This window comes from Nissabacter sp. SGAir0207, assembly GCF_005491205.1.
Taxonomy (GTDB): Bacteria; Pseudomonadota; Gammaproteobacteria; order Enterobacterales; family Enterobacteriaceae; genus Chimaeribacter.
The window spans coordinates 946,713-971,246 of record NZ_CP028035.1 but is presented as its reverse complement, the minus strand read 5'-3'; the positions used below and the strand labels follow the sequence as shown (position 1 = coordinate 971,246).

The 24,534-nt window shown below is 63.8% G+C and carries 21 protein-coding genes; 8 read left to right on the top strand and 13 right to left on the bottom strand.

The genetic code is table 11. From position 1 onward, the window contains the following. Positions 1-126: 126 nt before the first annotated feature. The 3 genes from purC to dapA all read right to left on the bottom strand — a co-directional run bounded on the left by purC (position 127) and on the right by dapA (position 2,916). Positions 127-840, bottom strand: a complete 714-nt coding sequence (purC, locus tag C1N62_RS04265) for a phosphoribosylaminoimidazolesuccinocarboxamide synthase (RefSeq protein ID WP_137762460.1) — start codon at positions 838-840, stop codon at positions 127-129. Positions 841-968: 128 nt separating this feature from the next. Continuing rightward, a complete protein-coding gene (bamC, locus tag C1N62_RS04260; protein ID WP_137762459.1) occupies positions 969-2,018 on the bottom strand; it encodes an outer membrane protein assembly factor BamC in 1,050 nt (349 codons plus the stop codon). Between the two features lie 16 nt (positions 2,019-2,034). Then, positions 2,035-2,916, bottom strand: coding sequence for a 4-hydroxy-tetrahydrodipicolinate synthase (gene dapA, locus C1N62_RS04255; RefSeq protein ID WP_137762458.1), 882 nt, complete (start codon positions 2,914-2,916; stop codon positions 2,035-2,037). Between the two features lie 146 nt (positions 2,917-3,062). On the opposite strand from dapA, the gene C1N62_RS04250 reads away from it, so the two are divergent. After that, positions 3,063-3,632, top strand: a complete 570-nt coding sequence (locus C1N62_RS04250; protein WP_137762457.1) for a glycine cleavage system transcriptional repressor — start codon at positions 3,063-3,065, stop codon at positions 3,630-3,632. A 2-nt stretch (positions 3,633-3,634) separates the two neighbouring features. Further along, positions 3,635-4,105, top strand: coding sequence for a thioredoxin-dependent thiol peroxidase (gene bcp / locus C1N62_RS04245; protein ID WP_137762456.1), 471 nt, complete (start codon positions 3,635-3,637; stop codon positions 4,103-4,105). 50 nt (positions 4,106-4,155) lie between these two features. Here the strand turns inward: bcp and C1N62_RS04240 are convergent, their stop codons facing one another. Next, positions 4,156-5,220: an AI-2E family transporter gene (locus C1N62_RS04240; RefSeq protein WP_137762455.1), complete on the bottom strand. Its 1,065-nt coding sequence runs from the start codon at positions 5,218-5,220 to the stop codon at positions 4,156-4,158. 239 nt (positions 5,221-5,459) lie between these two features. Between C1N62_RS04240 and C1N62_RS04235 the strand changes: the two genes are divergently transcribed. Next, positions 5,460-6,926 (top strand): M48 family metallopeptidase, encoded by a 1,467-nt coding sequence (locus C1N62_RS04235; RefSeq protein ID WP_137762454.1) that lies wholly within the window; start codon positions 5,460-5,462, stop codon positions 6,924-6,926. A 51-nt stretch (positions 6,927-6,977) separates the two neighbouring features. Beyond that, positions 6,978-7,328, top strand: a complete 351-nt coding sequence (gene arsC / locus C1N62_RS04230; protein ID WP_137762453.1) for an arsenate reductase (glutaredoxin) — start codon at positions 6,978-6,980, stop codon at positions 7,326-7,328. Between the two features lie 12 nt (positions 7,329-7,340). On the opposite strand, the gene hda is transcribed toward arsC, so the two are convergent. From hda to upp, 3 genes are all read right to left on the bottom strand, one after another. Next, positions 7,341-8,048, bottom strand: a complete 708-nt coding sequence (hda, locus tag C1N62_RS04225; protein ID WP_137762452.1) for a DnaA inactivator Hda — start codon at positions 8,046-8,048, stop codon at positions 7,341-7,343. Between the two features lie 98 nt (positions 8,049-8,146). Continuing rightward, a complete protein-coding gene (gene uraA, locus C1N62_RS04220) occupies positions 8,147-9,445 on the bottom strand; it encodes a uracil permease (RefSeq protein WP_137762451.1) in 1,299 nt (432 codons plus the stop codon). Positions 9,446-9,527: 82 nt separating this feature from the next. Continuing rightward, entirely contained in the window at positions 9,528-10,154 is a 627-nt protein-coding gene (gene upp, locus C1N62_RS04215; protein ID WP_137762450.1) for a uracil phosphoribosyltransferase, read from the bottom strand. A 231-nt stretch (positions 10,155-10,385) separates the two neighbouring features. On the opposite strand from upp, the gene purM reads away from it, so the two are divergent. Both purM and purN read left to right on the top strand, forming a co-directional pair. Then, positions 10,386-11,423 carry a phosphoribosylformylglycinamidine cyclo-ligase gene (gene purM / locus C1N62_RS04210; protein ID WP_137762449.1) on the top strand — a complete coding sequence of 346 codons (1,038 nt, stop codon included), beginning with the start codon at positions 10,386-10,388 and terminating at the stop codon, positions 11,421-11,423. Beyond that, the gene (gene purN / locus C1N62_RS04205; protein ID WP_137762448.1) at positions 11,423-12,061 is read left to right on the top strand and encodes a phosphoribosylglycinamide formyltransferase; all 639 of its coding nucleotides are present in this window, start codon (positions 11,423-11,425) and stop codon (positions 12,059-12,061) included. The genes purM and purN overlap by 1 nt, the downstream gene beginning before the upstream one ends. Before the next feature lie 4 nt (positions 12,062-12,065). Here the strand turns inward: purN and C1N62_RS04200 are convergent, their stop codons facing one another. Beyond that, positions 12,066-13,820, bottom strand: coding sequence for an L-fucose isomerase (locus C1N62_RS04200; protein WP_137762447.1), 1,755 nt, complete (start codon positions 13,818-13,820; stop codon positions 12,066-12,068). Between the two features lie 348 nt (positions 13,821-14,168). Between C1N62_RS04200 and C1N62_RS04195 the strand changes: the two genes are divergently transcribed. After that, positions 14,169-15,758 carry an FGGY-family carbohydrate kinase gene (locus C1N62_RS04195; RefSeq protein ID WP_137762446.1) on the top strand — a complete coding sequence of 530 codons (1,590 nt, stop codon included), beginning with the start codon at positions 14,169-14,171 and terminating at the stop codon, positions 15,756-15,758. 63 nt (positions 15,759-15,821) lie between these two features. Then, positions 15,822-16,811 (top strand): LacI family DNA-binding transcriptional regulator, encoded by a 990-nt coding sequence (locus C1N62_RS04190; protein ID WP_137762445.1) that lies wholly within the window; start codon positions 15,822-15,824, stop codon positions 16,809-16,811. A gap of 1 nt (position 16,812) precedes the next feature. On the opposite strand, the gene C1N62_RS04185 is transcribed toward C1N62_RS04190, so the two are convergent. The 5 genes from C1N62_RS04185 to C1N62_RS04165 all read right to left on the bottom strand — a co-directional run bounded on the left by C1N62_RS04185 (position 16,813) and on the right by C1N62_RS04165 (position 24,456). Beyond that, entirely contained in the window at positions 16,813-18,159 is a 1,347-nt protein-coding gene (locus C1N62_RS04185; protein ID WP_137762444.1) for an MFS transporter, read from the bottom strand. Positions 18,160-18,224: 65 nt separating this feature from the next. Next, positions 18,225-19,556, bottom strand: a complete 1,332-nt coding sequence (locus C1N62_RS04180; protein ID WP_137762443.1) for a glycoside hydrolase family 172 protein — start codon at positions 19,554-19,556, stop codon at positions 18,225-18,227. A gap of 269 nt (positions 19,557-19,825) precedes the next feature. Continuing rightward, positions 19,826-20,635: a phosphate ABC transporter ATP-binding protein PstB gene (gene pstB / locus C1N62_RS04175; protein ID WP_137762442.1), complete on the bottom strand. Its 810-nt coding sequence runs from the start codon at positions 20,633-20,635 to the stop codon at positions 19,826-19,828. A 24-nt stretch (positions 20,636-20,659) separates the two neighbouring features. Then, positions 20,660-22,327 carry a phosphate ABC transporter permease PstA gene (pstA, locus tag C1N62_RS04170; RefSeq protein WP_137762441.1) on the bottom strand — a complete coding sequence of 556 codons (1,668 nt, stop codon included), beginning with the start codon at positions 22,325-22,327 and terminating at the stop codon, positions 20,660-20,662. Further along, positions 22,324-24,456, bottom strand: coding sequence for an ABC transporter permease subunit (locus C1N62_RS04165; protein WP_240775723.1), 2,133 nt, complete (start codon positions 24,454-24,456; stop codon positions 22,324-22,326). The genes pstA and C1N62_RS04165 overlap by 4 nt, the downstream gene beginning before the upstream one ends. Positions 24,457-24,534 lie beyond the last annotated feature (78 nt).

Sequence of the window (24,534 nt, the reverse complement as noted above, 5' to 3'; positions counted from 1 at the left end):
CTCCGATCTGGTTATAGTCTCCCTTTAGCGTAGTCCAAATCTTGTCGAGGGATGGGCGGGGCAGAAATGCGGCAGGCGGCCTGTGGGGGCCGCCTGCCGGGAAAGGGAGGGTAATCGATTGCGCGGTTAGTCGAGCGATACGCCGATGCGGGTGGCAACTTCCTCGTAGGCTTCAATCACGCCGCCCAGGCTCTGGCGGAAGCGGTCTTTGTCCATTTTGTTCATGGTGGCCTTGTCCCACAGGCGGCTGCCGTCTGGCGAGAACTCATCGCCCAGCACCACTTCACCGTTGAACAGGCCGAACTCCAGCTTGAAGTCCACCAGGATCAGGCCCGCGTCGTCGAACAGCTTGCTCAACACCTCGTTGGCGCGGTAGCTCAACTCTTTCATGCGCGCCAGGTTCTCTTCATTCACCCAGCCGAAGGTTTTGCAGTAGGACTCGTTGACCATCGGGTCGTGCATCGCATCGTTCTTCAGGAACAGGTCAAACAGCGGCGGGTTCAGCACCAGACCCTCTTCCACGCCCAGACGCTTCACCAGCGAACCGGCCGCGCGGTTGCGGATCACGCACTCGACCGGCACCATCTCCAGCTTCTTCACCAGCGCCTCGTTGTCCGAGAGCAGGCGCTCCATCTGGGTCGGGATGCCCGCCTCTTCCAGCTTGGTCATGATGAAGTGGTTGAACTTGTTGTTCACCATGCCCTTGCGGTCGAACTGTTCAATACGTTCACCATCGAGCGCTGACGTATCATTGCGGAATTCCAGCACCAGCAGGTCAGGGTTTTCAGTGGTGTAGACAGTTTTCGCCTTTCCGCGATACAGCTCAGCTAACTTTTGCATCTTAACTTACTCCAGTGATTTGACTCTTCAAGAGAGAGGGTAACGTTTGCGTCGCCGTTGCGGCAACAAAAATCTGCGGGTGCCGACCCACCGCGGCACCAATAAAAAAGGGGCCGAAGCCCCTTTGGTTATTTCGCCGGCACCTGGTTAAAGGCTGCCTGGAACACCGCCACCAGCGCGTCGTTTTGCGACTGCGTCAGCGGGTGCCCTTTCGAATCAATGAACTGCAGGCTGCTGCGGTTGTCGAGATCACCCAGCTGCACTTTGTAGTCGCCGTTCTTCACCTCGACCGGCTCCTTGGCACCCAGTGCATCCCAGTCGCTGTCGCTGGCTTTGTAGGTGACCGAGAGCGTACCCTGCGGGCGGCTGCTGTCGGTGACATTCATGCCGACACGCGCCAGCGTGCGCGGCAGGCGATCCCACACCTGGGCGTACGGTGCACGGATAATCAGCACCGGCAGGCCGGTGTCATCACTGCCACTGGTGACGTTGAAGCTGCTGGTGTCGCGGCCAGCGCGGCTGCTCGCCAGATCAGCGTTGATCTTGTCGATGCCAGCCACCAGCACGTTGAGCATCTCGCCGTTATAGCGCTGGATGTCAGACGGGGAGGTGATGGCCTTGTCCTGCTGTTGCAGCTCCAGCGTCCGCACGCTCAGCGCCAGCTGGTAGCCCTGCGGCGCGACGGTGATCTGGTAGCGGCCCTTGTACTGGTAGTCCTCATCCGCGCGGTTCCACTGCACCCAGTCGGTGGTCAGCGTCTTGCTGCCGTCGTCGCGGCTGGCGATGCCGTAATTGTTCTGCTGCACCACGCGCACCACATCCGACCACAGGTTCTGGTTCTGCGGGCTGTTCTCCAGCAGGATGGTGCCACTGTCACCGCTCACCTGGGAGCGCGAGCCGTTCAGCAACGGCAGCGGCTGCACCGGCGGGCGCACATCCAGCTGCTTGCCGACGCCGCCCTTGAGGGTCACGGCTGGCACGTCATAGGTACCATCCTGCAACGGCAGGATCATACCCGCGGGCGCTTGCAGCTCTTTCAGCGCCGGGGCATCAAGATAAGCCTCGTTGCCGCTGACCTGGCGCTTGTAACGCTGGTCGCTGGAACAGGCCGCAAGCAGCAAAACGAGGGACACGCCCACAACTTTCGCGACACGCGACTTATGCAATGAATGAACCATTAAATCTCCCTAAGAATTACAGCAAACCGGCGCGTTTTAGCGCCTGCTCCACCACCGGGCGGGCCGCGTCGCTCAACGGCGTCATCGGCAGGCGCAGGGTGTCGTTTGCCATCAGCCCCAACGCCTTACAGGCCCACTTCACCGGAATGGGGTTAGCTTCAACAAATAAATCCTGATGCAACGGCATCAAGCGCTGATTAAGACGGCGGGCTTGCACGAAGTCGCCCTCCAGCGCGAATGCGCAGAGTTGCGCCATCTCGCGGGCCGCCACGTTGGCCGTGACCGAAATCACGCCCTTGCCACCCAGTTGCATGAAGTCCAGGCCGCTGGCGTCATCGCCGCTCAGCAACACAAAGGCATCATCATTTACCAGCTCTTGGATCTGGCTAACGCGGCTTAAGTTCCCTGTCGCCTCTTTGATTGCGACAATATTCTTCAATTTGGCCAGCCGCGCCACGGTCGCAGGCAGCATATCGCAGCCGGTGCGGGAGGGGACGTTGTACAGGATCTGCGGCAGCGCGGTGTTTTCCGCGATCGCGCGGAAGTGCTGGAACAGCCCCTCCTGCGTCGGCTTATTGTAATAGGGGGTGACGGTCAAACAGCCCACCACGCCGCTCTGCTCGAAGCGCCGGGTCAGCGAGATGGCTTCAGCCGTGGCGTTGGCGCCGGTACCGGCGATCACCGGGATGCGGCCATCGGCCAGCTCCAGGGTCTGCATCACCACATCACCGTGCTCATCGTGACTCAGGGTGGCGGATTCGCCCGTGGTGCCCACGGACACAATCGCCGAAGTACCGCTGGCGACATGATAATCAATCAGTTTTTTAAGGCTCGCGCGATCGACAGCACCTTTGTCGTCCATCGGCGTAACCAGTGCAACAATACTTCCGGTAAACATTGGCCATCCCCTCCACAAACAGGTGACTCATGGTACGTTTGACCCTTGACCAAAAGCAAGCAAACAACCTGGTTGTAAGCGCTTGGCAGGCGGTTTTTTTTATGTTTACCATGTTAACCCCACGAAGCAGGACAGGAAGAGTGATTTTGCCGCAGTCACATCAACACTATCTGGTGATAACCGCGCTGGGCGCCGATCGCCCCGGTATCGTCAACACCATTACCCGCCACGTCAGCAGCTGTGGCTGTAATATTGAAGACAGCCGGCTTGCCATGCTGGGTGAGGAGTTTACCTTTATCATGCTGCTCTCCGGTAGCTGGAACGCCATCGCCCTGATTGAGTCAACGCTGCCGCTGAAGGGCGCGGAGCTGGAGCTTTTGATCGTGATGAAACGCACCCACTCCCACGGCCGCCCGGCAATGCCCTCGACGGTCTGGGTGAAGGTGGAAGTGAAGGATTCACCGCACATTATTGAACGCTTTACCGATCTCTTTGACTCACATCAGATGAACATCGCTGAACTGGCCTCCAAAACCCAGCCCGCCGAGGGCGAGCGGCCACCCCAGCTGTCGATCCAGATCACCGCGCACAGCCCTGCCGATACCGATTCATTAATTATTGAACAGGCTTTTTACCAGCTATGTACAGAATTGAATGCGCAAGGCACTATTAGCGTCGTGAACTATCCCCCTCATGATGAGAAAGATGGAGAGTAGTGATGAGCCCACTGAAAGCCGGTGATACAGCGCCGCAATTTAGCTTGCCCGATCAGGACGGCGAATTGGTCAATCTGTCCGACTTCCAGGGACACAAAGTCCTGGTCTATTTCTATCCGAAAGCAATGACGCCCGGTTGCACCGTGCAGGCCTGCGGCCTGCGTGACAACATGGACGACCTGAAAAAAGCCGGTGTGGACGTGCTTGGCATCAGCACCGACAAGCCAGAGAAGCTGTCGCGCTTTGCCGAGAAGGAGCTGCTGAACTTCACGCTGCTCTCTGACGAAGACCACCAGGTGGCGCAGCAATTTGGCGTCTGGGGCGAGAAGAGCTTCATGGGCAAGACCTATGATGGCATCCACCGCATCAGCTTCCTGATTGACGCCGCAGGTAAGGTGGAGAAGGTGTTCGACGAGTTCAAGACCAGTAACCACCACGACATCGTGATGGATTACCTGAACTCCAGCGTCTGATTGCCACTGCCATAAAAAAAGCGCGCCCGGCGCTTTTTTTATTGGCGGCACTACGCTTCCGGGGCCGGCGGCGTCTCTGGCCAGGCATGCGCCACTGCCTTTACCAGCGTCGCCAGCGGGATGGCAAAAAATACCCCCCAAAAGCCCCACAGCCCGCCAAACACAATCACTGACAGGATGATCACCAGCGGGTGCAGGTTCACCGCGCCGGAGAAGAGCAGCGGCACCAGCAGGTTGCCATCCAGCCCCTGCACCACCAGATAGGCAATCATCAGCGTCCAGAAGTCCGCCCCCAATCCCCACTGGAACAGCGCCACGCCCACCACCGGCAGGGTGGCGATCACCGCGCCGATATAAGGGATCAGCACCGAAAAGCCCACCAGTACCGCCAATAACAGCGAGTATTGCAGCCCGAGCACCAGAAACACCAGATAGGTGGCGACGCCGACCACCACCATCTCCAGCACCTTGCCACGGATATAGTTGGTGATCTGCTGGTTCATCTCCTGCCACACCTGCCCGGCCAGCCCACGGTTGCGCGGCAGCACCCGCCGCACCGCCCCCAGCATCTGCTCCTTATCCTTCAGCAGGAAGAAGAGCATCAGCGGCACCAGCACCAAATAGATGGAGAGCGTTAGCAGCCCGACCAGCGACGCCAGCGAGAAGCTGACCACCGACCCGCCGAGCACCGTCAGCCGGGTGCGCACATCCTGCGCCATCATATCGAGGATGCCAGCGTCCACCAGCGCCGGGTAGCGCCGTGGCAGGCTCTGGGCGTAGCTGTAGAAGTGGTTGACCATCGCTGGCAGGTCGGTCACCAGTTTGACGCCCTGCTGCCAGGTGAGCGGCGCGACCACCAGCAGCCCGAGCAGCACCACGCCAGCGAACAGCGTCAGCACGATGCCCGCCGCCCAGCCGCGCGAGCAGCCGAGGCGCTGCAGCCGGGCGGTGGGCCACTCCAGCAGGTAGGCGAGCACAATCGCCACCAGCAGCGGCGCCAGGATGTCGTTGAAAAAATAGAGGATGCAGAAGCCCACCAGCAAAATCACCAGCAAGGCGATGGCCTGCGGATCGGTGAAACGGCGGCGATACCACTGCAATAACAACTCAAACATGCATGACTCCAGAGAAAACAACCCCTGCCCGCCGGTGGGCGTTCCATTACCCCCGCAGGCTGGCTAAGATAGGAAAAATGACGCCGCACAGGAACCTGTTACCCCGTCAGGAGTCTATGGAGGGCCGGGTGACACCCCAAGGAGCACCGGCACGCTTTGCCATTTTGCGTCATCGACTGCCAGAGAGACGCCACACGCGCCCTCTCCGCTAACATCAGGATATTACAAGGGATAGCGTCATGGCTTTATCATTTCGACACTCTGTTATCGCATTGCTGGTCGGCACCCTGTCACTCTCGGCCGCCCTGCCCGCCGCGGCGGATTTCACCACTGACCAACTGCCGGACATCGGCACCACCGCTGGCGGCACCCTCAGCATCGGCCAGGAGATGCAGATGGGGGATTTCTACGTGCGCCAACTGCGCGCCAGCACCCCGCTGATCAACGATCCGGTTCTGGTTCAGTATATCAACCAGCTGGGCAACCGGCTGGTGGCGCAGGCCTATTCGGTCAAGACGCCGTTCCACTTTTTTCTGGTCAACAACCAGGAGATCAACGCCTTCGCCTTCTTTGGCGGCAACGTGGTGCTGCACTCCGGGCTGTTCAACTACACCGACAATGAGAGCGAACTGGCCTCGGTGCTGGCGCACGAAATCTCCCACGTCACCCAGCGCCACCTGGCGCGGGCGATGGAGGATCAGCAGCGCAACGCCCCGCTGACCTGGGTCGGCGCGCTCGGCTCCATCCTGCTGGCGATGGCCAGCCCGCAGGCGGGCATGGCGGCGCTGACCGGCACGCTGGCTGGCGCGCAGCAGGGGATGATCAGCTTTACGCAGGCCAATGAGCAGGAGGCGGATCGCATCGGCATTCAGGTGTTGCAGCGCGCGGGCTTTGACCCGGAAGCGATGCCGACCTTCTTGCAGAAGCTGGCAGACCAGTCGCGCACCTCCTCCGCCCCGCCGGAGATGCTGCTGACCCACCCGCTGCCGGATAGCCGACTGGCGGACACCCGCAACCGCGCCAACCAGATGCCACGCGTGGTGGTGCGCTCCTCGCTGGACTTCCTGCTGGCGAAGATGCGTGTGCTGGGCATGTATGGCAGTGAGGAGGGGCGGCTGAGTGAGGATGTGCTGGGGCCGCTGGAGCGCGGCAACGTGCGCGAGCAGACGGCGGCGCGCTATGGCCGCGCCATCCTGTTCTATCAGGCGAAAAAATATGCCGACGCCGCGCGCCTGCTGGAGTCACTGCTGGCGCAAGACCCCGGTAACGTCTGGTATCTCGATCTCTTTACTGACGTCGATCTCGGCCAGAGCCGCGCGCCGCAGGCCATCGCCCGGCTGGAGAAGGCCAACGCCGCCAACAAGAACCCGGTGCTGCAACTCAACCTGGCCAACGCGGAGCTGGAGGCCGGTCGGCCGTCCGACGCGCTGCGCATTCTCAACCGCTATACTTACAGTTACCCGGACGATCCGAATGGCTGGGAGCTGATGGCGCAGGCCGCCGCGAAGCAGAACCTGCGCGCGCAGGAGCTATCCGCCCGCGCGGAAGGATTGGCGTTGAATGGCAAGATCGATCAGGCGATTGAGCTGCTGAGCAATGCCAGCGCCCAGTCCCGGCTCGGCAGCCTGGATCAGGCGCGCTACGACGCGCGCATTGACCAGTTCCGGCAGATGCAAAAACGCTTTAGCCAATACCAACGTAGCTAACCTTACGGCACGCCCGGCGTGCCGGTTTACCCACTTTTCAGGAAGCCTATTATGCAAACCGTCTCGATCTACCATAACCCGAATTGCAGCAAGAGCCGCGAGGCACTGGCCCTGTTGGAGCAGCAGGGCGTCAAGCCTGACATCATCTTCTATCTGGAGACCCCGCCCTCCTTTGACACGCTGCAAACGCTGGTGCACCAACTGGGCCTCTCCTCGGCACGCGACATGATGCGTCAGGGCGAGGAGATCTATCAGAAGCTGAAGCTGGCGGAGGAGAGCAGCGAGGAGGCGTTGATTCAGGCGATGGCCGATCACCCGCGGCTGATTGAGCGTCCGATTGTGGTGGCAAACGGCAAGGCGCGCATTGGTCGGCCGCCGGAGCGGGTACTGGAGATCCTGTGACGCCGCGCCCGGCTACAGATTAAGGATCTCTTTGACGAAGGGAATGGTGAGCTTGCGCTGGGCGGTGATGGAGGCGCGGTCGAGCTGGTCGAGCGTCATGAACAGGGTGCGCATCTCGCGATCGAGCCGCTTCAGCAGGAAGCGGCCCACGTCTTCCGGCAGTTCAAAGGCACGCAACTTGGCGCGCAACTGCAATGCCTGCAACTTCTCCTCATCCGACAGCGGCAACAGCTTGTAGATCTGCCCCCAATCGAGGCGCGAGGCCAGATCGGGCAGTTGCAGGCTGAGCTGGCGCGGCGGGCGGTCACCGCTGATGAACAACCGGGTGCGGCCACTCTCCAGAATGCGGTTGTAGAGGTTAAAAATCGCCATCTCCCACGCCTCATCACCGGCGATGCACTCGATATTGTCGATGCAGACCAGCGCCAGCTGCTCCATGCCATCCAGCACTTCCGGGACGAAATAGGCGCGCTTGTCGAGCGGCACATAGCCGACGGCTTCACCACGCTGGGATAGCTCGGCACAGGCCGCGTGCAGCAGGTGGCTGCGGCCGCCGCCGACGCGGGACCAGAAGTAGATGTAGGTCCCATGTTCCTGATTCAGTGCATTGTGGATGGCAGCGAGCAGGGAGGGGTTCTCCCCCGGATAAAAACTGGCGAATGTCTCATCATCCGGAAGATAGAGTGGCAATGAAAGCTGTGCCGGTGTGTTCAGAAGCACCTCAACCAAAAACTGGCAGTAAAACCCGGCGAGTCTACCACACAAACGGCCGCCAGTAGAACCGGCGGCCGCACAATGTGGCCGGGGCGGCGGCGGGCCTAGTGGCGCGGCTCCGCCGGTTTGTCGGCGTCTTGCGGCGCCAGCACCTGCTCCTCGCCACGGAACAGCTCAATCACGCGGAACAGCAAGCTGAGGAAGATGCCGACGATGGTCGCCAGCGCCATGCCCTTCAGTTCGGCCGCGCCGATGTGCACTTTCGCGCCGCTGACACCGATGATCAGGATCACCGAGGTCAGAATCAGGTTCTGCGCGCGGTTGTAGTCCACCTTGGACTCAATCAGCACGCGGATGCCGGAGGCACCAATCACGCCGTAGAGCAGCAGCGACACCCCGCCCATTACCGGCACCGGCACCGCCTGAATCGCCGCCGCCAGCTTGCCGACGCAGGAGAGCAGGATTGCCAGAATCGCCGCGCCGCCAATTACCCAAGTGCTGTAGACCTTAGTGATCGCCATTACGCCGATGTTCTCGCCGTAGGTGGTGTTGGGCGTCGAGCCGAAGAAACCGGAGATCATGGTGGAGAGGCCGTTGGCGAACATGGAGCGGTGCAGCCCCGGCTCGCGCAGCAGGTCTTTCTGCACGATATTGGCGGTCACCACCAGGTGGCCGACGTGCTCGGCGATCACCACTAGCGCGGCGGGCAGGATGGTCAGCATCGCCACCCACTCAAAGCGCGGGGTGTAGAAGGTCGGCAGCGCGAACCAGTGCGCCTGCCCGATCGGGGTGACATCCACCACGCCCATAAAGAAGGCGAGCGCATAGCCCACCAGCACACCGATCAGGATCGGGATGATGGCGAGGAAGCCGCGGAACAGCACCGAACCCAGCACCGTCACCGCCAGCGTCACCAGCGAGATGGTGACGGTTTTGCCGTCCACCGCCGCGCCATCTGCCGGCAGCAGCCCGGCCATGCCGGCCGCCACACCCGCCAGCTCCAGGCCGATGACCGCGACAATCGCGCCCATCGCCGCTGGCGGGAACATCACGTTGATCCAGCCGATGCCAGCCTTCTTCACAATCAGCGCCACCACGCAGAACAGCGCGCCGCAGAGGATGAAGCCGCCGAGCGCCGTCTCATAGCCGAGCGGCAACAGCAGCAGCACTGGCGAGATGAAGGCGAAGCTGGAGCCGAGGTAGGCCGGGATCTTGCCCTTGCAGACAAACAGATAGAGCAGCGTGCCGATGCCGTTGAACAGCAGCACGGTGGCCGGGTTGATCTTGAACAGGATCGGCACCAGCACTGTGGCGCCAAACATGGCAAACAGGTGCTGGAAACTCAACGGAATCGTTTGCAGTAGTGGTGGACGCTCACTCACCCCGATGGCGCGACGGGTCATGGTTTCTCTCTCCAGGAAGGACTTATTGACAGTGTGGTAAAAAAATCAAAAAAAAGCCGACTTCTCAGTCGGCTTAACAGCGTTACTTGGTACCAAATATTTTGTCGCCCGCATCGCCCAGGCCTGGGACAATGTAGCCTTTCTCATTCAGACGCTGGTCGATGGAGGCGGTGAACAGTTCCACATCCGGGTGCGCTTTCTCCAGCGCGGCAATCCCTTCCGGCGCGGCCACCAGTACCAGCACCTTGATGCTGGTGCAGCCGGCTTTCTTCAGCAGGTCGATGGTGGCAATCATCGAGCCACCGGTCGCCAGCATCGGGTCTACCACCAGCGCCATGCGCTCTTCGATGTTGGAAACCAGCTTCTGGAAGTACGGCACCGGCTCCAGGGTCTCTTCGTCGCGGTAGACGCCAACCACGCTGATGCGCGCGCTCGGCACGTGCTCCAGCACGCCCTCCATCATGCCCAAACCGGCACGCAGGATCGGGACAACAGTAATCTTCTTGCCTTTAATCTGGTCAACTTCAACCGGCCCGCACCAGCCATTGATGGTGACCTTCTCGGTCTCCAGATCGGCGGTCGCTTCATAGGTCAGTAAACTCCCCACTTCAGAAGCCAGCTCACGAAAACGCTTGGTGCTGATGTCGTTCTCGCGCATTAAGCCCAGCTTATGTTTGACCAGCGGGTGTTTTACCTCAACGATCTTCATAATTATTCTCCCCTACGATGGTTGGCGGCCAAAAAAATCGCGAGATTATAACGCCTTTTTTTGGTCGCGCCAGCGCTAATCTCCTGATCGAGATCAACAGATTTTGATAAGTAGTATAGAAGGCAAAAGCGATTTCCCCTTCATAAGCTACTCGCAAACGTTTGCCTGGGCTGTTAGAATTGCGCCGCTCCATTTTAACCACCAATTGCAAACCGCCGTGGGGATTCAGCAGTGACCGACAAAACCTCTCTCAGCTATAAAGACGCAGGTGTGGATATCGATGCAGGTAACGCATTGGTAGACCGCATTAAAGGTGTAGTGAAACAGACCCGCCGCCCGGAAGTGATGGGTGGGTTGGGCGGTTTCGGTGCCCTGTGCGCGCTGCCGCAAAAATATCGTGAACCGGTACTGGTATCCGGGACCGACGGCGTCGGCACCAAGCTGCGTCTGGCAATGGATCTGAAACGCCATGACACCATCGGCATCGATTTGGTGGCCATGTGCGTCAATGACCTGGTGGTGCAAGGGGCGGAACCGCTGTTCTTCCTCGACTACTATGCGACCGGCAAACTGGACGTGGATACCGCGGCCAGCGTGATCACCGGCATCGCCGAAGGGTGCAAACAGGCCGGCTGCGCGCTGGTGGGCGGCGAGACCGCCGAGATGCCGGGCATGTACCACGGCGAAGATTATGACGTGGCCGGGTTCTGCGTCGGCGTGGTGGAGAAGTCCGAGATCATCGACGGCAGCAAGGTGCAGGATGGCGACGCGCTGATCGCACTGGCCGCCAGCGGCCCGCACTCCAACGGCTACTCGCTGGTACGCAAGATCCTCGAAGTGAGCAACACCGACGCCGCCACCGAGCAGCTGGACGGCAAATCGCTGGCCGATCACCTGCTGGCCCCGACCAAGATCTATGTCAAATCGGTGCTGAGCCTGATTGAGCAGCTGGAGGTGCACGCCATCGCCCACCTGACCGGCGGCGGCTTCTGGGAGAACATCCCGCGCGTGCTGCCAGCCAATACCCAGGCGGTGATTGACGAGGCGAGCTGGCAGTGGCCGGCGGTGTTCAGCTGGCTGCAACAGGCGGGCAACGTGAGCCGCCACGAGATGTACCGCACCTTCAACTGCGGCGTCGGCATGGTGATCGCCCTGCCCGCCGAGCTGGCGGATCAGGCGGTGGAACTGCTGAACGCCTCCGGCGAGCAGGCGTGGAAGATTGGCCGCATTCAGGCCTCTGACGCGGCTGAGCAGGTGGTGATCGGCTGATGAAGCGGATTGTGGTGCTGGTTTCCGGCAATGGCAGCAATTTGCAGGCCATGATGGAGGCCTGCAAACAGGGACGTCTCCACGCCACCGTCGCCGCCGTGTTCAGCAACCGTGCCGACGCCTATGGGCTGGCGCGCGCGCGTGACGCGGGCATTCCGGCCCATGCGCTGGATGCGCGCGATTTTGCTGGCCGCGAGGCGTTCGACGCCGCGCTGGCCGACAGCATTGACGCCTACGCGCCCGATCTGGTGGTGCTGGCGGGCTACATGCGCATCCTGAGCGCGGGCTTTGTCCGCCACTACGCCGGGCGGATGCTGAACATCCACCCCTCCCTGCTGCCGAAATACCCCGGCCTGCACACCCACCGTCAGGCGCTGGCGAACGGCGATGCCGATCACGGCGCGTCGGTGCACTTCGTCACCGAAGAGCTGGATGGCGGCCCGGTGATCCTCCAGGCCAAGGTGCCGGTGTTTGACGGCGACAGCGAGGAGGATCTTCAGGCGCGCGTGCAGGTGCAGGAGCACCAGATCTACCCGCTGGTGGCCGAGTGGTTCGTCAGCGGGCGGCTGGTGATGCGCGATGACGCCGCCTGGCTGGATGGCGAGCGCCTGCCCGCCGTCGGCCATGCGGCGGAGTAACCGCTCAGCGCCGGTAGAGCGGGCCGAACGTGCGGCAGGCACGGTAATCCTGCCCCTCGCGATCCATGCCGAGGGCTGACCACACGGACGGGCGGTAGATCTGCCCGTCCGGCACATTGTGCATACAGACCGGAATGCGCAGCATCGACGCCAACGTAATGAAATCCGCCCCCACATGCCCGGCCGTCAAGACGCCGTGGTTTGCCCCCCAGTTCTCCATCACTGACTGAAGATCCCGGAACGGCCTCGTGCCGGTCAAACGCGCGACAAACCAGGTGGTCGGCCAGGTCGGGTCGGTGCGCTGGTCGAGCGTGTCATGCACCGCTGGCGGCAGATCCACGCTCCACCCCTCGGCAATCTGCATCACCGGCCCCACCCCGTGGATCAGGTTGATGCGCGTCAGGGTGAAGGGCACGCCGCCACGGGTAACGAACTGCGACGAGAACCCGCCGCCGGGGAAGTAGTCACGCCGCGCCGGCCACCAGCGGGTCGCCGCCAGACACGCCTCCGCCTCCTGCTCGCTAATCTCCCAGTGCGGTTTCAGCGTCGGGTTGCCCTGCGCGTCACGCTGCTGCGCGCTGCCATCCAGCGCCGCCGAGCCGGAGTTGATCAAGTGGATCACGCCGTGCTGCGCCCGACCCTCCAGCCGCTGGCCGGTGACGCGCGCAATCGCCTCCGGTGACCAGTAGGTGCGCACGTCAGCGAAAATCTGGGCGCTGCCGGTCAACAGGTGGCCAAACAGCATCGCCACGCCATTCAGGCTGTCATTCTCCGTCGCCACCACCAGCGGCTGGCGTCGGCCATTCCAGTCAAAGGAGCTGTTGAGCAGCGCCTCGGCGGTGTCGCCATTCGGGTAGCGATCGGTCCAGTGCCGCTGCCCCTGAAAACCGGCGGCGATGGCGTGGTAGCCCAGCGCCTCCTCCTCCCAGCCGCGCGCCGCCAGCGCCGGATTGCCCTGCATCATGTCGCGGATACAGATCGCCATCAGCAAACACTCTCGCAGCACCGCTGGCCGCTGCGCCTCCTCGGCGTTGCCAGCGAAGCGGAAGTGCGCCTGCGCCCACGCCTGCGCCCGCTCCAGCTCCTGCTCATCATAGATCGCCTCATCCATGCGGCGGCGCAGCTCCGTCATGTCCACTGCCTGCACCTTCATGCCGAGCCAGGACTCAAAGAAGCCGTGATCGACAATCGATCCGGCAATGCCCATCGACACGCCACCGAGCGAGAGGTAGCTGCGGCCGCGCAGGGTCGCGACGGCCAGCCCGGCGCGCACGAAGCGCAGCAGCTTCTCCGCCACGTCCGTTGGGATGGTGGTGTCGCCCGCCTCCTGCACGTCACGGCCATAAATGGAGAAGGCCGGGATCCCCTTCTGGTTATGCGCCGCCAGCGCGGCGGCCAGATAGACCGCGCCGGGGCGCTCGGTGCCGTTGAAGCCCCAGATTGCCTTGGGCCGCAGCGGATCCATGTCGATGGTTTCACTGCCATAGCACCAGCAGGGCGTGACGGTCAGCGTCAGCCCCACCTGCTGGGTGCTGAACTGCGCCTCACAGGCCGCAGCCTCCGCCATGCCAGCGATGCAGCTTTCGGCGATCACGCACTCCACCGGCGCACCGCAGGCGTGGCGCAACGTTGAACTAATCAGCGCGGCGGCGGCCTGTGCCATCGCCATGGTCTGCGCCTCCATTGACTCACGTACCCCGCGGCGGCGTCCATCGATCACCGGACGGATGCCGACCCGCGGCAGGGCTGTTCTGTTCATAGTTTCTCCTTGGCGAGCGCCGCCCCCCGGATCGGAAGCCGGCTAAAACCTTTGCTAACTCGAGTTAGCATAAGGATCGCTTCGCCAGTTGTTCAATGCTTTTCCACGCATTCTGTGAGCCTTTTCACGCCCAATCCTGCCCGCCCTTGAGGCCACAATAGGCAAAAGGCTTAATTATCATTGCATTAAGTCGAAATTGTGCAGACGATCACACTCTGACACCAAAGCGCTTGGCGAAATGCGGTGGGTAAAATAGCGTCAACGCTATTAGCTAACTCGAGTTAGCCGCTATCAGGCCGCGTTGCGCGCTAAAGGCGGGTGTGCTCGGCGATAAAACAAGGAGCCGTGATGAGTGACAACTATTTTCTGGGGGTGGACGTCGGGTCTGCCAGCGTGCGCGCCGCGCTGTTCAATGCCACTGGCGAGAGGCTGGGCTGCGCCAGCCGGCCCATCTCCCAGTTCCACGCCAGCGGTGAACGGGTGGAGCAATCCTCCACGGAGATCTGGCAGGCACTGTGCGCGGCGGTGCGCGAGGCGGTGGGAGCATCTGGCGTGCCGGTGGAGGCGATCCGCGCCATCGGCTTTGACGCCACCTGCTCGCTGGTGGCGCTGGATGCCCACGGGCACGGGGTGGCGGTCTCACCGGGGGGCGAGCCAAGCCATGACATCATCATGTGGATGGATCACCGCGCCCTGAAGCAGGCCCAGCAGATCAATGCCAGCCAGGATCCGGCGCTGCGCTACGTCGGCGGCGAGGTGAGCGTGGAGATGGCGCTGCCGAAGCTGTTGTGGCTGAAGCAGCAGCACCCCACGGCCTGGCAGCGCACGCACCGCTTTTGGGATCTGGCGGACTTTCTGGTGTGGCAGGCCACCGGCGTGGAGGTGGCGAGCCTCTGCACCCTGACCTGCAAGTGGAACTACCTCGCGCATGAGGGGCGTTTCAGCGACTCGCTGCTGGCGGCGGCGGATCTGGCAGACCTGCGTGACAAGCTGCCGGCGCGCGTTGCTGAAGTGGCGACGGCGGCTGGCACCCTTAGCGCGCAGGCGGCCGAGGCGCTGGGGCTGACCACCCGCACCACGGTCGCCACCGGCATGATTGACGCCCACGCGGGCGGCGTGGCGCTGGCCGGGGCCGAGCCAGAGGGGACGCTGGCGCTGATCAGCGGCACCTCCAACTGTTTGATGCTCGCCAGCCGCCACGAGATCCACACGCCCGGCGTCTGGGGGCCATACTGGGGCGCGATGCTGCCGGAGTACTGGCTGGCGGAGGGCGGCCAGAGCGCGGCCGGTGCGCTGGTGGAGTGGACGCTCGGCGAGCACCACGCCTCCGCCGGGCTGTTCGCACAGGCCAAACAGCAGGGTTGCCACCCAGTGGAGATTGCCAATCAGTGGGTCGCCCAACTCGAGCAGGCGCAGCCCTGCCCCACCGCGCACCTGCATGTACTGGCAGACCACCACGGCAACCGCTCGCCCCGGTCACGGCCGGATGCACGCGGCAGCGTCTGCGGCCTGACGCTGGAGCGTGGCGAGCAGGCGCTGGCGCGGCTCTACCTCGCCACCCTTCAGGCCATCGCCTACGGCACCCGCCACATCATTGAGGCGCTGGAGGCGCAGGGGCACCGGCCGCAGCGCATCGCGTTGTGCGGCGGCGCGCGGCATAACCCGCTGTGGCTGCGTGAGTACGCCGACGCCACCCAGCGCGACCTGCACCTGATTGCCGAGGAGGAGGCGGTGGCGCTGGGCGCGGCCATCTGCGGCGCGGTGGCGGCCAACGTCTGGCCGGATATCGCCACGGCAGCGCGCGCGCTGGTGCGGCCCGGCACGGTGATCCGCCACCGCCCCGCCACCCTGCCCTTCCACCAGCGCAAATACCGCGTCTATCTGGCGATGTGGGAGCAACAGCAGGCGCTGGAGGCACTGATGCAGCAAGAAGCATGAGTTCACGCGCCATTTGCTTTAATCTGCTGGTTTTGATTAGCGAAAAGGATTGGGGCGCTTGAGATGGCGAAAACCGTGGAACAGATTGCGCAGGAGCTGAAACTCTCCGTCACCACCGTGCGGCTGGTGCTGGGGGGCAAGGCGGAGCGTTACCGCATCAGCGCGAAAACACAGGCGCGCATTCAGGAGCATGTGGAGCGCTACGGCTACACGCTCAACCACTCGGCGCGCAGCCTGAAGCTGAACAAAACCGACACGCTGGGGCTGATTGTGCCCAACATCTCCAACGTGTTTTTTGCCACGCTGGCGGAGAAGCTGGAGCTGCGCTGTCGCCGCTCCGGCTACCAGCTGGTGATCAGCTGCACCTACCATGATGTGGACTACGAGAACCGGCTGGTTAAGGCGTCGATTGCCCGTAACATCGATGGCCTGTTCGTGGTGCCCTCCACCCTTGAGAACCAACAGCACCACCTGCGGCAGATGAAAAAGCCGCTGGTGTTGCTGGATCGTGACTTTGGCTACAGCGACAACGCGCTGGTGGAGAGTGACAACGCCGCTGGCGGGCTGCATCTGGCGCAGGCGATGCTCACCGCCCACGACGCGCCGCTGTGGTTTTTGGCCGGTGACGCCGCGCTGCCCAGCATCGCTGACCGCATTACCGGCTACCGGCAGGCGCTGGCGGCGCGCGCCCTCGACGCGGAGTGGCTGCTGGCTGGCGAGGAGAACACGCCGCAGGGCGGCCATGCGCTGATGCGCCAGCTGATCGTCCAACACGGGATGCCACAGGCGTTTATCGCCTCGTCACTGCCGGTGCTGGAGGGAGCAATCAGCGCGCTGCGTGAGGAGGCGGGCGGGGTGCCGCCCGCCATCCATATCGGCACCTTTGACGAGCACCCGATGCTCAGTTTCCTCGCCAACCCCGTCTGGTCGATGCAGCAGGATGAGGATGCCTGGGCGGAGAAGGCGTTTGGATTGATGCAGCGCGCTCTGGCCGGTTCCCCGGCCAGAGAGAGGGTACGGGTGGAGATGAAGCCGGTTATCCGGCGGCGTTGAGTCAGGCGCTGCCCTCCGGCAGTCGACCAGCGGCGACCATCCGCGCGTAGTAGTCATTGTTGATGACGTAGTAGCGCATCACCCAGCCGGTCAGCAGGTAGAACAGCGCGGGCACCAGCAGCATGATCCAGGCCAGCCCGGCGACGGTCTCGGCGCTGGGGGTGCCCTGCGCCGTGTAGCCGATGCCAGCCAGCAGGTAGCCGGTGATGGGGCCTGCGATGCCCATCCCCAGCTTCTGGCAGAAGGAGATCATGCCAATCGCCAGCCCGGAGGCGTCAATCCCGCTCTGGTAGCGGCCATAGTCCGACGCCTCGGTGATGGATGACCAGAGGATCGGCGTGTTGATCTGCGATACCACCGAGCAGAGCAGATAGAACAGCGTCGCGCCCCAGAACTCCCCTGCCCCCACCAGCGCCCACGCCAGCACCGACACCAGCGCAGAGCCATACATCGAGTAGCGGAACACCTTCACCTTGCAGTAGCGGCGCGTCAGCCAGGTGGAGAGCAGCGGCCCAAGGATGCCGCCCACCGATCCCATGCTCATGAACAGCGCGATGCCCACGCCATCGCTCGCGCCAGCGAAGGCGCTGCCGTAGATGATGGCGACGCTGCCATTGACCAGAAAACCGACGAACAGCACCACCATTGCCAGGCTGATCACCTGCCACTGGCGGTTGTCACGCAGGCCACGGATCTGCTGCGCCAGCGGCGGCGGCGCGGCCTCCTGCACGATGCGCTCCTTCACGTTGAAGGCGCAGAACAGCATGATCGCCACGCTCACCGCCCCCACCACCATAAAGGCGAGCGCGTAGCTGCGGTGCGGGTCAGTGCCCTGCGTCACCCACCACGGCACCAGCGTAGAGACAATCAGGGTGGCGACCTTCGCCATCGGGAAGCGGAAGGCGTTGGCACGCAGCCGCTCCTGCGGGTCGGGGGTAATGACGCCAATCAGCGAAATATAGGGGATCGCCAGCACCGTGAACGCCAGGCTGTTGAAGATGTAGGCCCCGGTAGACCACGCCATCTTCTGCGCGTAGGTCTCGCCAAACGAGGTAAACAGCAGCCACAGAGACAGCCCGAACGGCAGCGCGCCGATGATCAGCCAGTGCCGGTAGCGCCCCAGCCGGCTGCGCACCCGGCTGGTCAACAGCCCCATCAAGGGATCGGAGATCGCATCGATGGTGCGGACAATCATCAATATCCAGCCAGCGTCCACCGGCGTCAAACCCACCACCTGAACCAGAAAGGCGTAGATCAAAATCGACGCGGAGATGATCGAGATGGTCAGCGCCATATCCCCGGCGCCGTAGGCGGTTTTTTCCAAAACAGACAAGCGTGTAGTCATCATTCACTCCCTGTCATCAACCGTTGCGGGCAGCCGGCGGGCAAGGTGGCGCACCGGCTGCCCACCCCTTAGCAGGCGGGGTCGCCCGCCTTGTTGGCGCGTGACTTCTCGCGGGTGGCGGCGATCTTGCGGTCAATCTCCCGCTGCCGGAGTGCCAGCCAGTCAGCGTGCCGCGCCGCGGCCTGCTGTTTCTGCGCGCGCATCGCCTCGGTGAGCGCCGGTTCCACCAGCGGGGCAAAAGGCTCGCCGGGGCGCGCCGGGATGCGCTCGTTGACCGGCTGCATCGTCAGCGGCGGCGACGGCAGTTTCTGGTACCAGTAGACGGTAGAGGCCCAGTCATCCGACAGGTGGTTGGCGTGGCCATGCTCCATGGTGACGCGGATGCGCCTCTTGAAGTGGATCGGGTCGGCCAGATGGAAGCGGTAGCTGGTCTGGAAGCCGGGGACGTGGGAGTCATGCAGCGCGGTGCCGTTGAAGGGCGAGCAGGCATCCTGCATCCCCCACGCGTGGTTGAAGTAGTCCTCGGTGCCGGTGCCGTGCAGGGTCGGCGGCCAGGCCGGGTCATCATCGATGTAGATCATGTCATCGCCCTCGCCCCACCAGGTGTTCTGGCGGTGGCGCACCGACAGGTTGCAGCCGATGTAGTGCCCCTCCCCTTCGATGTCGAGCAGCATATAGTTGCCAGCGCCATCCTCGTTGGGGATGTTCACCTCCGGGCTGTTGACCTGCAACTCCGGCGCCCAGCCGCGACAGGGATTCTCGCGCCGCCACCACGCGTGGAAGTAGGCGGTGTCGGCGGAGTGACGCTCCGGGTAGCGCTCATAGTCGATGTGGAAGTATTGGCCGTAGGGGATGTCGTTCTGGTTCTCGACTTCGATGATCGCGCGCTCATTGAAGGGCATCGGCAGGTAGCAGTTCAGCGCCGCCGTCGCGCCGGGGCGGCAGTTCTCCTCCGGCCGCACCGAGACGGTGAAGGGCAGCGAGTTGAAGCTGGCCGGGATGCTATGCCCGACGCAGAAGAAGTCGCCCAGCGGCACCAGCACCGAGGGCTGCGTCTGGTTGTCCCAGTAGATCTTCAGCAGCACCTTGCGGTAGTAGGCCGCGTCATGCTCCTCCCAACTCACGCCCAGCGCGTTGTTGATTTCGTTGATGGGCGCGACGTACTGGCCGGCGGTCGGGTCAATCAGCCCCGGCCCCAGCACGCGGCGGCAAAACTGCGTCATCCAGAGATGCGTGATGCAGCCGCTGCCGTGGATGTCGGCCAGCCGCACCGTTTCACCGGCCGGGATCATCCAGTAATCCTGATTCCGGCCACTCTGATCCCAACTGGAGAGCCGCCCGCTGCGGGCGTCCCTGATTTGGCTTAGCGTGTGTAAAAGACCTGCGCGCTCCGCTGGCATACTGTTCTCCTCACCTGATAATGGATCCGGTAAGGGCGACCACACCGGTGCCTCGACAACCTGACAGGGGCAACCTGACACCCACCGCTCTTTGCTAACTCGAGTTAGCAACTTAATGAGCACGTGCTTTGCTGACAAGGTGATTTGGCGGGGAGTGTGACAGGGGTCGTGATGGCGGCGTTAAGCCGATGATTTTGTGGGGAAAGGAAGTAATCTGCGCCAGTGATGCATGAATTTTTTGCATAACTGGCGCGGATGATTTTGCGTGGTCAGCCAAAGCGGCCAGTGATGTAATCTTCGGTGCGCCGCTGGCGTGGGGAAGTAAACAGCGTGTCGGTGTCGCCATACTCCACCAGCACCCCTTGGTGGATGAAGGCGGTGTAGTCCGAGACGCGCGCTGCCTGCTGCATGTTGTGCGTCACCAGCACCACGGTAAAGCGCTGCTTCAGCGCGCCAATCAGCTCCTCAATTGTCAGGGTAGAGATGGGATCGAGCGCCGAGGTCGGCTCATCCAGCAGCAGTACCTCCGGCTCAATGGCGATGGCGCGGGCGATCACCAGCCGCTGCTGCTGGCCGCTGGAGAGCCGCAGGGCGTTCTCCTTCATCCGGTCTTTCACCTCGTGCCACAGCGCCGCCGAGCGCAATGCCGCCTCCGCCGCCTGATCGAGCAGCCGCCGGTCGCGCACGCCCTGCACCCGCAGCCCGTAGACCACGTTCTCATAGATCGATTTGGGGAAGGGATTGGGCCGCTGGAACACCATCCCCACCCGCCGCCGCAGCGCGCTGACGTCAAGCTCGCCATCGTTGACCAACGCGCCATTTAGGCGAATCGCCCCCTCAATGCGGCAGGGATCGAGCAGGTCATTCATCCGGTTGAAGCAGCGCAGCAGCGTGGATTTGCCGCAGCCGGAGGGGCCAATCAGCGCCGTCACCCGGTTACGCGGGATGCGCAGCGAAATGTTATACAGCGCCTGCTTCTCGCCGTACCACAGGTTCAGCTTCTGCACCTCCAGCGCGGTGTCGGCGTCACTGAGCTGGGAAATATCCGGCAACGGCGTGTCCGGCAACAACGATCTCATCTCTCTCTCCTCTCGCCGCCGGGCCTACAGGCCCAGCGTGCGGAATTTCTCTCGCAGTGAGTGGCGTAGCCCCATCGCCACCAAATTCAGCCCCACCACAATCAGCACCAGCAGCAGCGCGGTGGCGTAGACCAGCGGCTGCGCCGCCTCCACGTTCGGGCTTTGCAGCGCCATGTCATAGATCTGGAAGCCAAGGTGCATAAATTTACGGTCCAGATGCAGGTAGGGGAAGATACCATCCACCGGCAGCGCTGGCACCGACTTCACCACCCCCACCAGCATCAGCGGCGCGGTCTCGCCAGCGGCGCGGGCGATCGCCAGGATCATGCCGGTCAGCATCGCGGGCACCGCCATCGGCAGCACGATGCGCCAGAGCGTCTGCGCCTGACTGGCCCCCAGCGCCAGCGAGCCTTGCCGCAGCGCCACCGGGATGCGTGACAGCCCCTCCTCGGTGGCGACAATCACCACCGGCAGGGTGAGCAGCGCCAGCGTCAGCGCCGCCCACAGCACCCCCGGCGTGCCGAAGGTTGGGTCGGGCAGCGCCTGCGGGAAGAACAGCCGGTCGAGGGAGCCGCCGACGCCATAGACCAGAAAGCCGAGGCCAAACACCCCATAAACAATCGACGGCACACCGGCCAAATTGACCACCGCCACCCGCAGCAGCCGGGTGAGCCAGTGGCGGCCCGCGTACTCATGCAGGTAGATGGCGGCCACCACGCCGAGCGGCATCACGATGATCGACATCAGCACCACCATCAGCACCGTGCCAAACAGCGCCGGGAAGACGCCGCCCGCGGTGTTGGAGGCGCGCGGATCCTCACTCAAGAAGGCCCAGATGGCGCGCGCGGTGTGCAGCAGCTTCTGCGGCAGGCTCATGGCGTTCGGATACCAGGCGTTGTGTACCTCGTTCAGCGGCAGGGTATGCAACTGGCCAGCAGCGTCACGCAATAGCAGCGCGTCGCGCCGCCGCTCCTGATTGATGCTGTCGAGTTGCGCGGTCAGGCGGCTGAAGCTGTACTCCAGCTCAATGCGCTCTGCGCGCAAACGCGACACCGCCCGCGCATCCAGCTGGTCATGCAGCGCCAACCGCCGCTCCTCCAGCCGCAGCGCCTCAAAGCGGTGGTTGACCCGCGCCAGATCGTGGTGTTGCAGGCGGTAGGCGCGGGCGGCCAGCGCACGGTTCTCCGGCACCCGGCGCAGCAGCTCCTCCGCCAGGTTGCGCGCCACCAGCGGCTGGCCATTTTCCAACATGCCCGCCAGCGTGCCGTAGGCCAGCCCGCTCTCCTCGCGGTCGAGCACCAGCACCTCTGGCGGCGCACGGCGCGCCGTGACATCCGCCTCATCCAGCAGCACAAACTCGCGCGCCGCTGGCGAGGCCGCCGACAGGTCGCGGTTGCCGGTCTTGACCAACAACCGCCGCAGCGTGGGCGGGGCATCCGCTGGTAGCGTGACACCGGCGTCAATCAGCTGCTGGCGCGGCACCGACGGCCGGGCATACAGCTCGCCGAGCAACTGGTTCTGGCCCGCCAGCGGCGCGCGCAGGGTGAACTGCCAGACGTCGGCTGGCCAGAAGCTGCGCGCCCCCTGCCCTGCCAGCAGCAGGATGATGCCAGCCAGTGCCAGCACGCTGGCCGCCACCGCCGCCGCGGTGAGCCAGATCCAGGGCGAGCCTGAGCGCCACCAACGTCTCATGCGCCCTCCTGGTTCTGGCTATAGCGCGCCCGCAGCCGCTGGCGGATCAGCTCCGCCACGGTGTTCAGCACAAAGGTAAACAGGAACAGCACCAGCGCGGTCAGCATCAGCACCCGGTAGTGGCCGCTGTTGGCTACCGCCTCCGGCAGTTCAATCGCGATGTTGGCAGAGAGCGCGCGCAGCCCCTGCAACAGGCTGCCATCCATCACCGGCGTGTTGCCGGTCGCCATCAGCACAATCATCGTCTCCCCCACCGCCCGGCCAAAGCCGATCATCAGCGCGGAGAAGATACCGGCGGCGGCGGCGGGCACAATCACCCGGCGCAGCGTCTGCCACGGGGTCGCCCCCAGCGCCAGCGAGCCTTGCCCAAGCAGCGGCGGCACGCTGAACAGCGCATCCTCCGCCAGCGTGAAGATCACGGGCACCAGCGCAAAGCCCATCGCGATGCCCGCCACCAGCGTGTTGCGCGGCTGGTACTCTTCCCCCAGCCACTGGGCGAACGGCATACCAAACAGCATTTGCTCGAACCACGGGCTGGCGTGGCACACCAGCCAGGTCACCAGTGCCAGCAGCGGCAGCAGGCAGAACACCTCCTGCCCGGCGCTACGCCAACGCTGGCGCACCGCCAGCACACTGCCCAGCAGCGCCACCGCCGCCAGCAGCCACGGCAGCAGCAGAATGCCGAGCAGCACATGTTGCAGCAGCGGGGCCAGCCAGACGCCAGCTATCAGGCCGATCACCACCGTCGGCAGCGCGCCCATCACCTCCAGCGCCGGTTTCACCAACCGCCGCAGGCGCGGGGTCATGAACCACGCGGTGTAGGCCGCGCCGCCCAGCGCCAATGGCGCGGCGAACAGCATGGCGCAGAGCGCCGCCTTCAGGGTGCCGACAATCACCGGCACCAAACTGAACTTGGGCTGGTAGCCCTCCGCCGCCGAGGTGGTCTGCCAGACGTAGGCTGGCTCCGGGTAGCCCTCATACCACACCTTCTGCCACAGGGTGCGCAGGCCGACGTCAGGATAGGGATTAGTGACATGCAGCGAGATCCAGCCGCCCGGCTGCTCCACTAGCAGCCCGTCGCCGAGTGGCGCGAAGGCCAGTCGCTCGGTCGCTGCCGGTAGCGCATGGTGCAGCTGCGGCCGCGTCTGTACCGTCGAATTGAGCGTCATCTGCCCGTGGGCATCCAGCGCCACGAACACCCGGCGCGAGGTTTCGGCCGCCACGCGCGCCACGCCCTGCGGCTGGAAGTCACGGATCTTCTGCAACACCGGGCCGTTCGGGCCAGCGACGTCAAACCACTGGGAGAGCTGGCCGCCCGCGTTGACCAGCAGCGAGTTGCCGCCGCTGAGCAGCGTCACGCTCACCGGGCCGCGCTCGGCCAGCACCACCGTCTGGCGCAGGCGCAGGGTGGCGTGGTTCAGGGCGTAGATCTGCATCAGCGGGCCGCTCTGCACAAACAGCAGGCGGCCATCGGGGGTCAGGGCAAGGGTGTCAGGCAGCGCCGCCAGCGGCAGCGTCTCTTCGCGCCCGCTGGGCAGGTCGCGCACCCACAGGCGGCGATCGGCGGTCACCGCCGCCAGCCGGGTGGCCTGCCCCTCGCCCGCCGCCAGCGCCAGTTTCACCAGCGGCTGGCCCGCCGGGTCAACCACCTGCGGCGTGCGGCCAAGCGGGAATGACCAGCTCGGGCCGTGGTGCGGCAGCGGCATCAGCGGTGTCACCAGCGTCACGCGGCCATCCTGGCCGCCAAGGGCATACATCGGCTGCGCACCGGCGTTGCGCGCCAGCGAGGCCAGCGGCGCAGCGGCGAGCGGCGTGGTGAGCGGCGCCTCCTCGGAGGGCGTCAGCCGGATAAAGGTGCCCTGCCCGGCGCTGTCGAGGCGGTAGCCCCAGCGCCGGTCCGGCAGCGTGCCGATGGCCAGCGACGGCGTGGAGGTGTCAACGCGTAGCGTCACCGGCTGGTTGACACACACCGTGCGGAACAGCGGCCAGACGCTGTAGAGCAGGTAGATGAAGATCAGCATCAGGGCCAACAACACCAGCATGCCGCATCCGGTCACGGCATAGCGCACCAGTCGATCGGTGCGGGCGCGGCGGCGGTCTGAAGAGAGAGGTAGGTCACGTATATGCACTGCCCGTCCTGCATAAAAAGTAAAAATCCCTGTGGGTTGCGGCCCCCATTCCATCATGCAAAAGCCGCGATTGACCGC

Bases quoted from the DNA above. Each gene is read 5' to 3' on its own strand.
- purC (WP_137762460.1), bottom strand. From the start codon at position 840: ATGCAAAAGTTAGCTGAGCTGTATCGCGGAAAGGCGAAAACTGTCTAC.
- bamC (WP_137762459.1), bottom strand. From the start codon at position 2,018: ATGGTTCATTCATTGCATAAGTCGCGTGTCGCGAAAGTTGTGGGCGTG.
- dapA (WP_137762458.1), bottom strand. From the start codon at position 2,916: ATGTTTACCGGAAGTATTGTTGCACTGGTTACGCCGATGGACGACAAA.
- bcp (WP_137762456.1), top strand. From the start codon at position 3,635: ATGAGCCCACTGAAAGCCGGTGATACAGCGCCGCAATTTAGCTTGCCC.
- C1N62_RS04240 (WP_137762455.1), bottom strand. From the start codon at position 5,220: ATGTTTGAGTTGTTATTGCAGTGGTATCGCCGCCGTTTCACCGATCCG.
- C1N62_RS04235 (WP_137762454.1), top strand. From the start codon at position 5,460: ATGGCTTTATCATTTCGACACTCTGTTATCGCATTGCTGGTCGGCACC.
- arsC (WP_137762453.1), top strand. From the start codon at position 6,978: ATGCAAACCGTCTCGATCTACCATAACCCGAATTGCAGCAAGAGCCGC.
- uraA (WP_137762451.1), bottom strand. From the start codon at position 9,445: ATGACCCGTCGCGCCATCGGGGTGAGTGAGCGTCCACCACTACTGCAA.
- upp (WP_137762450.1), bottom strand. From the start codon at position 10,154: ATGAAGATCGTTGAGGTAAAACACCCGCTGGTCAAACATAAGCTGGGC.
- purN (WP_137762448.1), top strand. From the start codon at position 11,423: ATGAAGCGGATTGTGGTGCTGGTTTCCGGCAATGGCAGCAATTTGCAG.
- C1N62_RS04200 (WP_137762447.1), bottom strand. From the start codon at position 13,820: ATGAACAGAACAGCCCTGCCGCGGGTCGGCATCCGTCCGGTGATCGAT.
- C1N62_RS04195 (WP_137762446.1), top strand. From the start codon at position 14,169: ATGAGTGACAACTATTTTCTGGGGGTGGACGTCGGGTCTGCCAGCGTG.
- C1N62_RS04190 (WP_137762445.1), top strand. From the start codon at position 15,822: ATGGCGAAAACCGTGGAACAGATTGCGCAGGAGCTGAAACTCTCCGTC.
- C1N62_RS04185 (WP_137762444.1), bottom strand. From the start codon at position 18,159: ATGATGACTACACGCTTGTCTGTTTTGGAAAAAACCGCCTACGGCGCC.
- C1N62_RS04180 (WP_137762443.1), bottom strand. From the start codon at position 19,556: ATGCCAGCGGAGCGCGCAGGTCTTTTACACACGCTAAGCCAAATCAGG.
- pstB (WP_137762442.1), bottom strand. From the start codon at position 20,635: ATGAGATCGTTGTTGCCGGACACGCCGTTGCCGGATATTTCCCAGCTC.
- pstA (WP_137762441.1), bottom strand. From the start codon at position 22,327: ATGAGACGTTGGTGGCGCTCAGGCTCGCCCTGGATCTGGCTCACCGCG.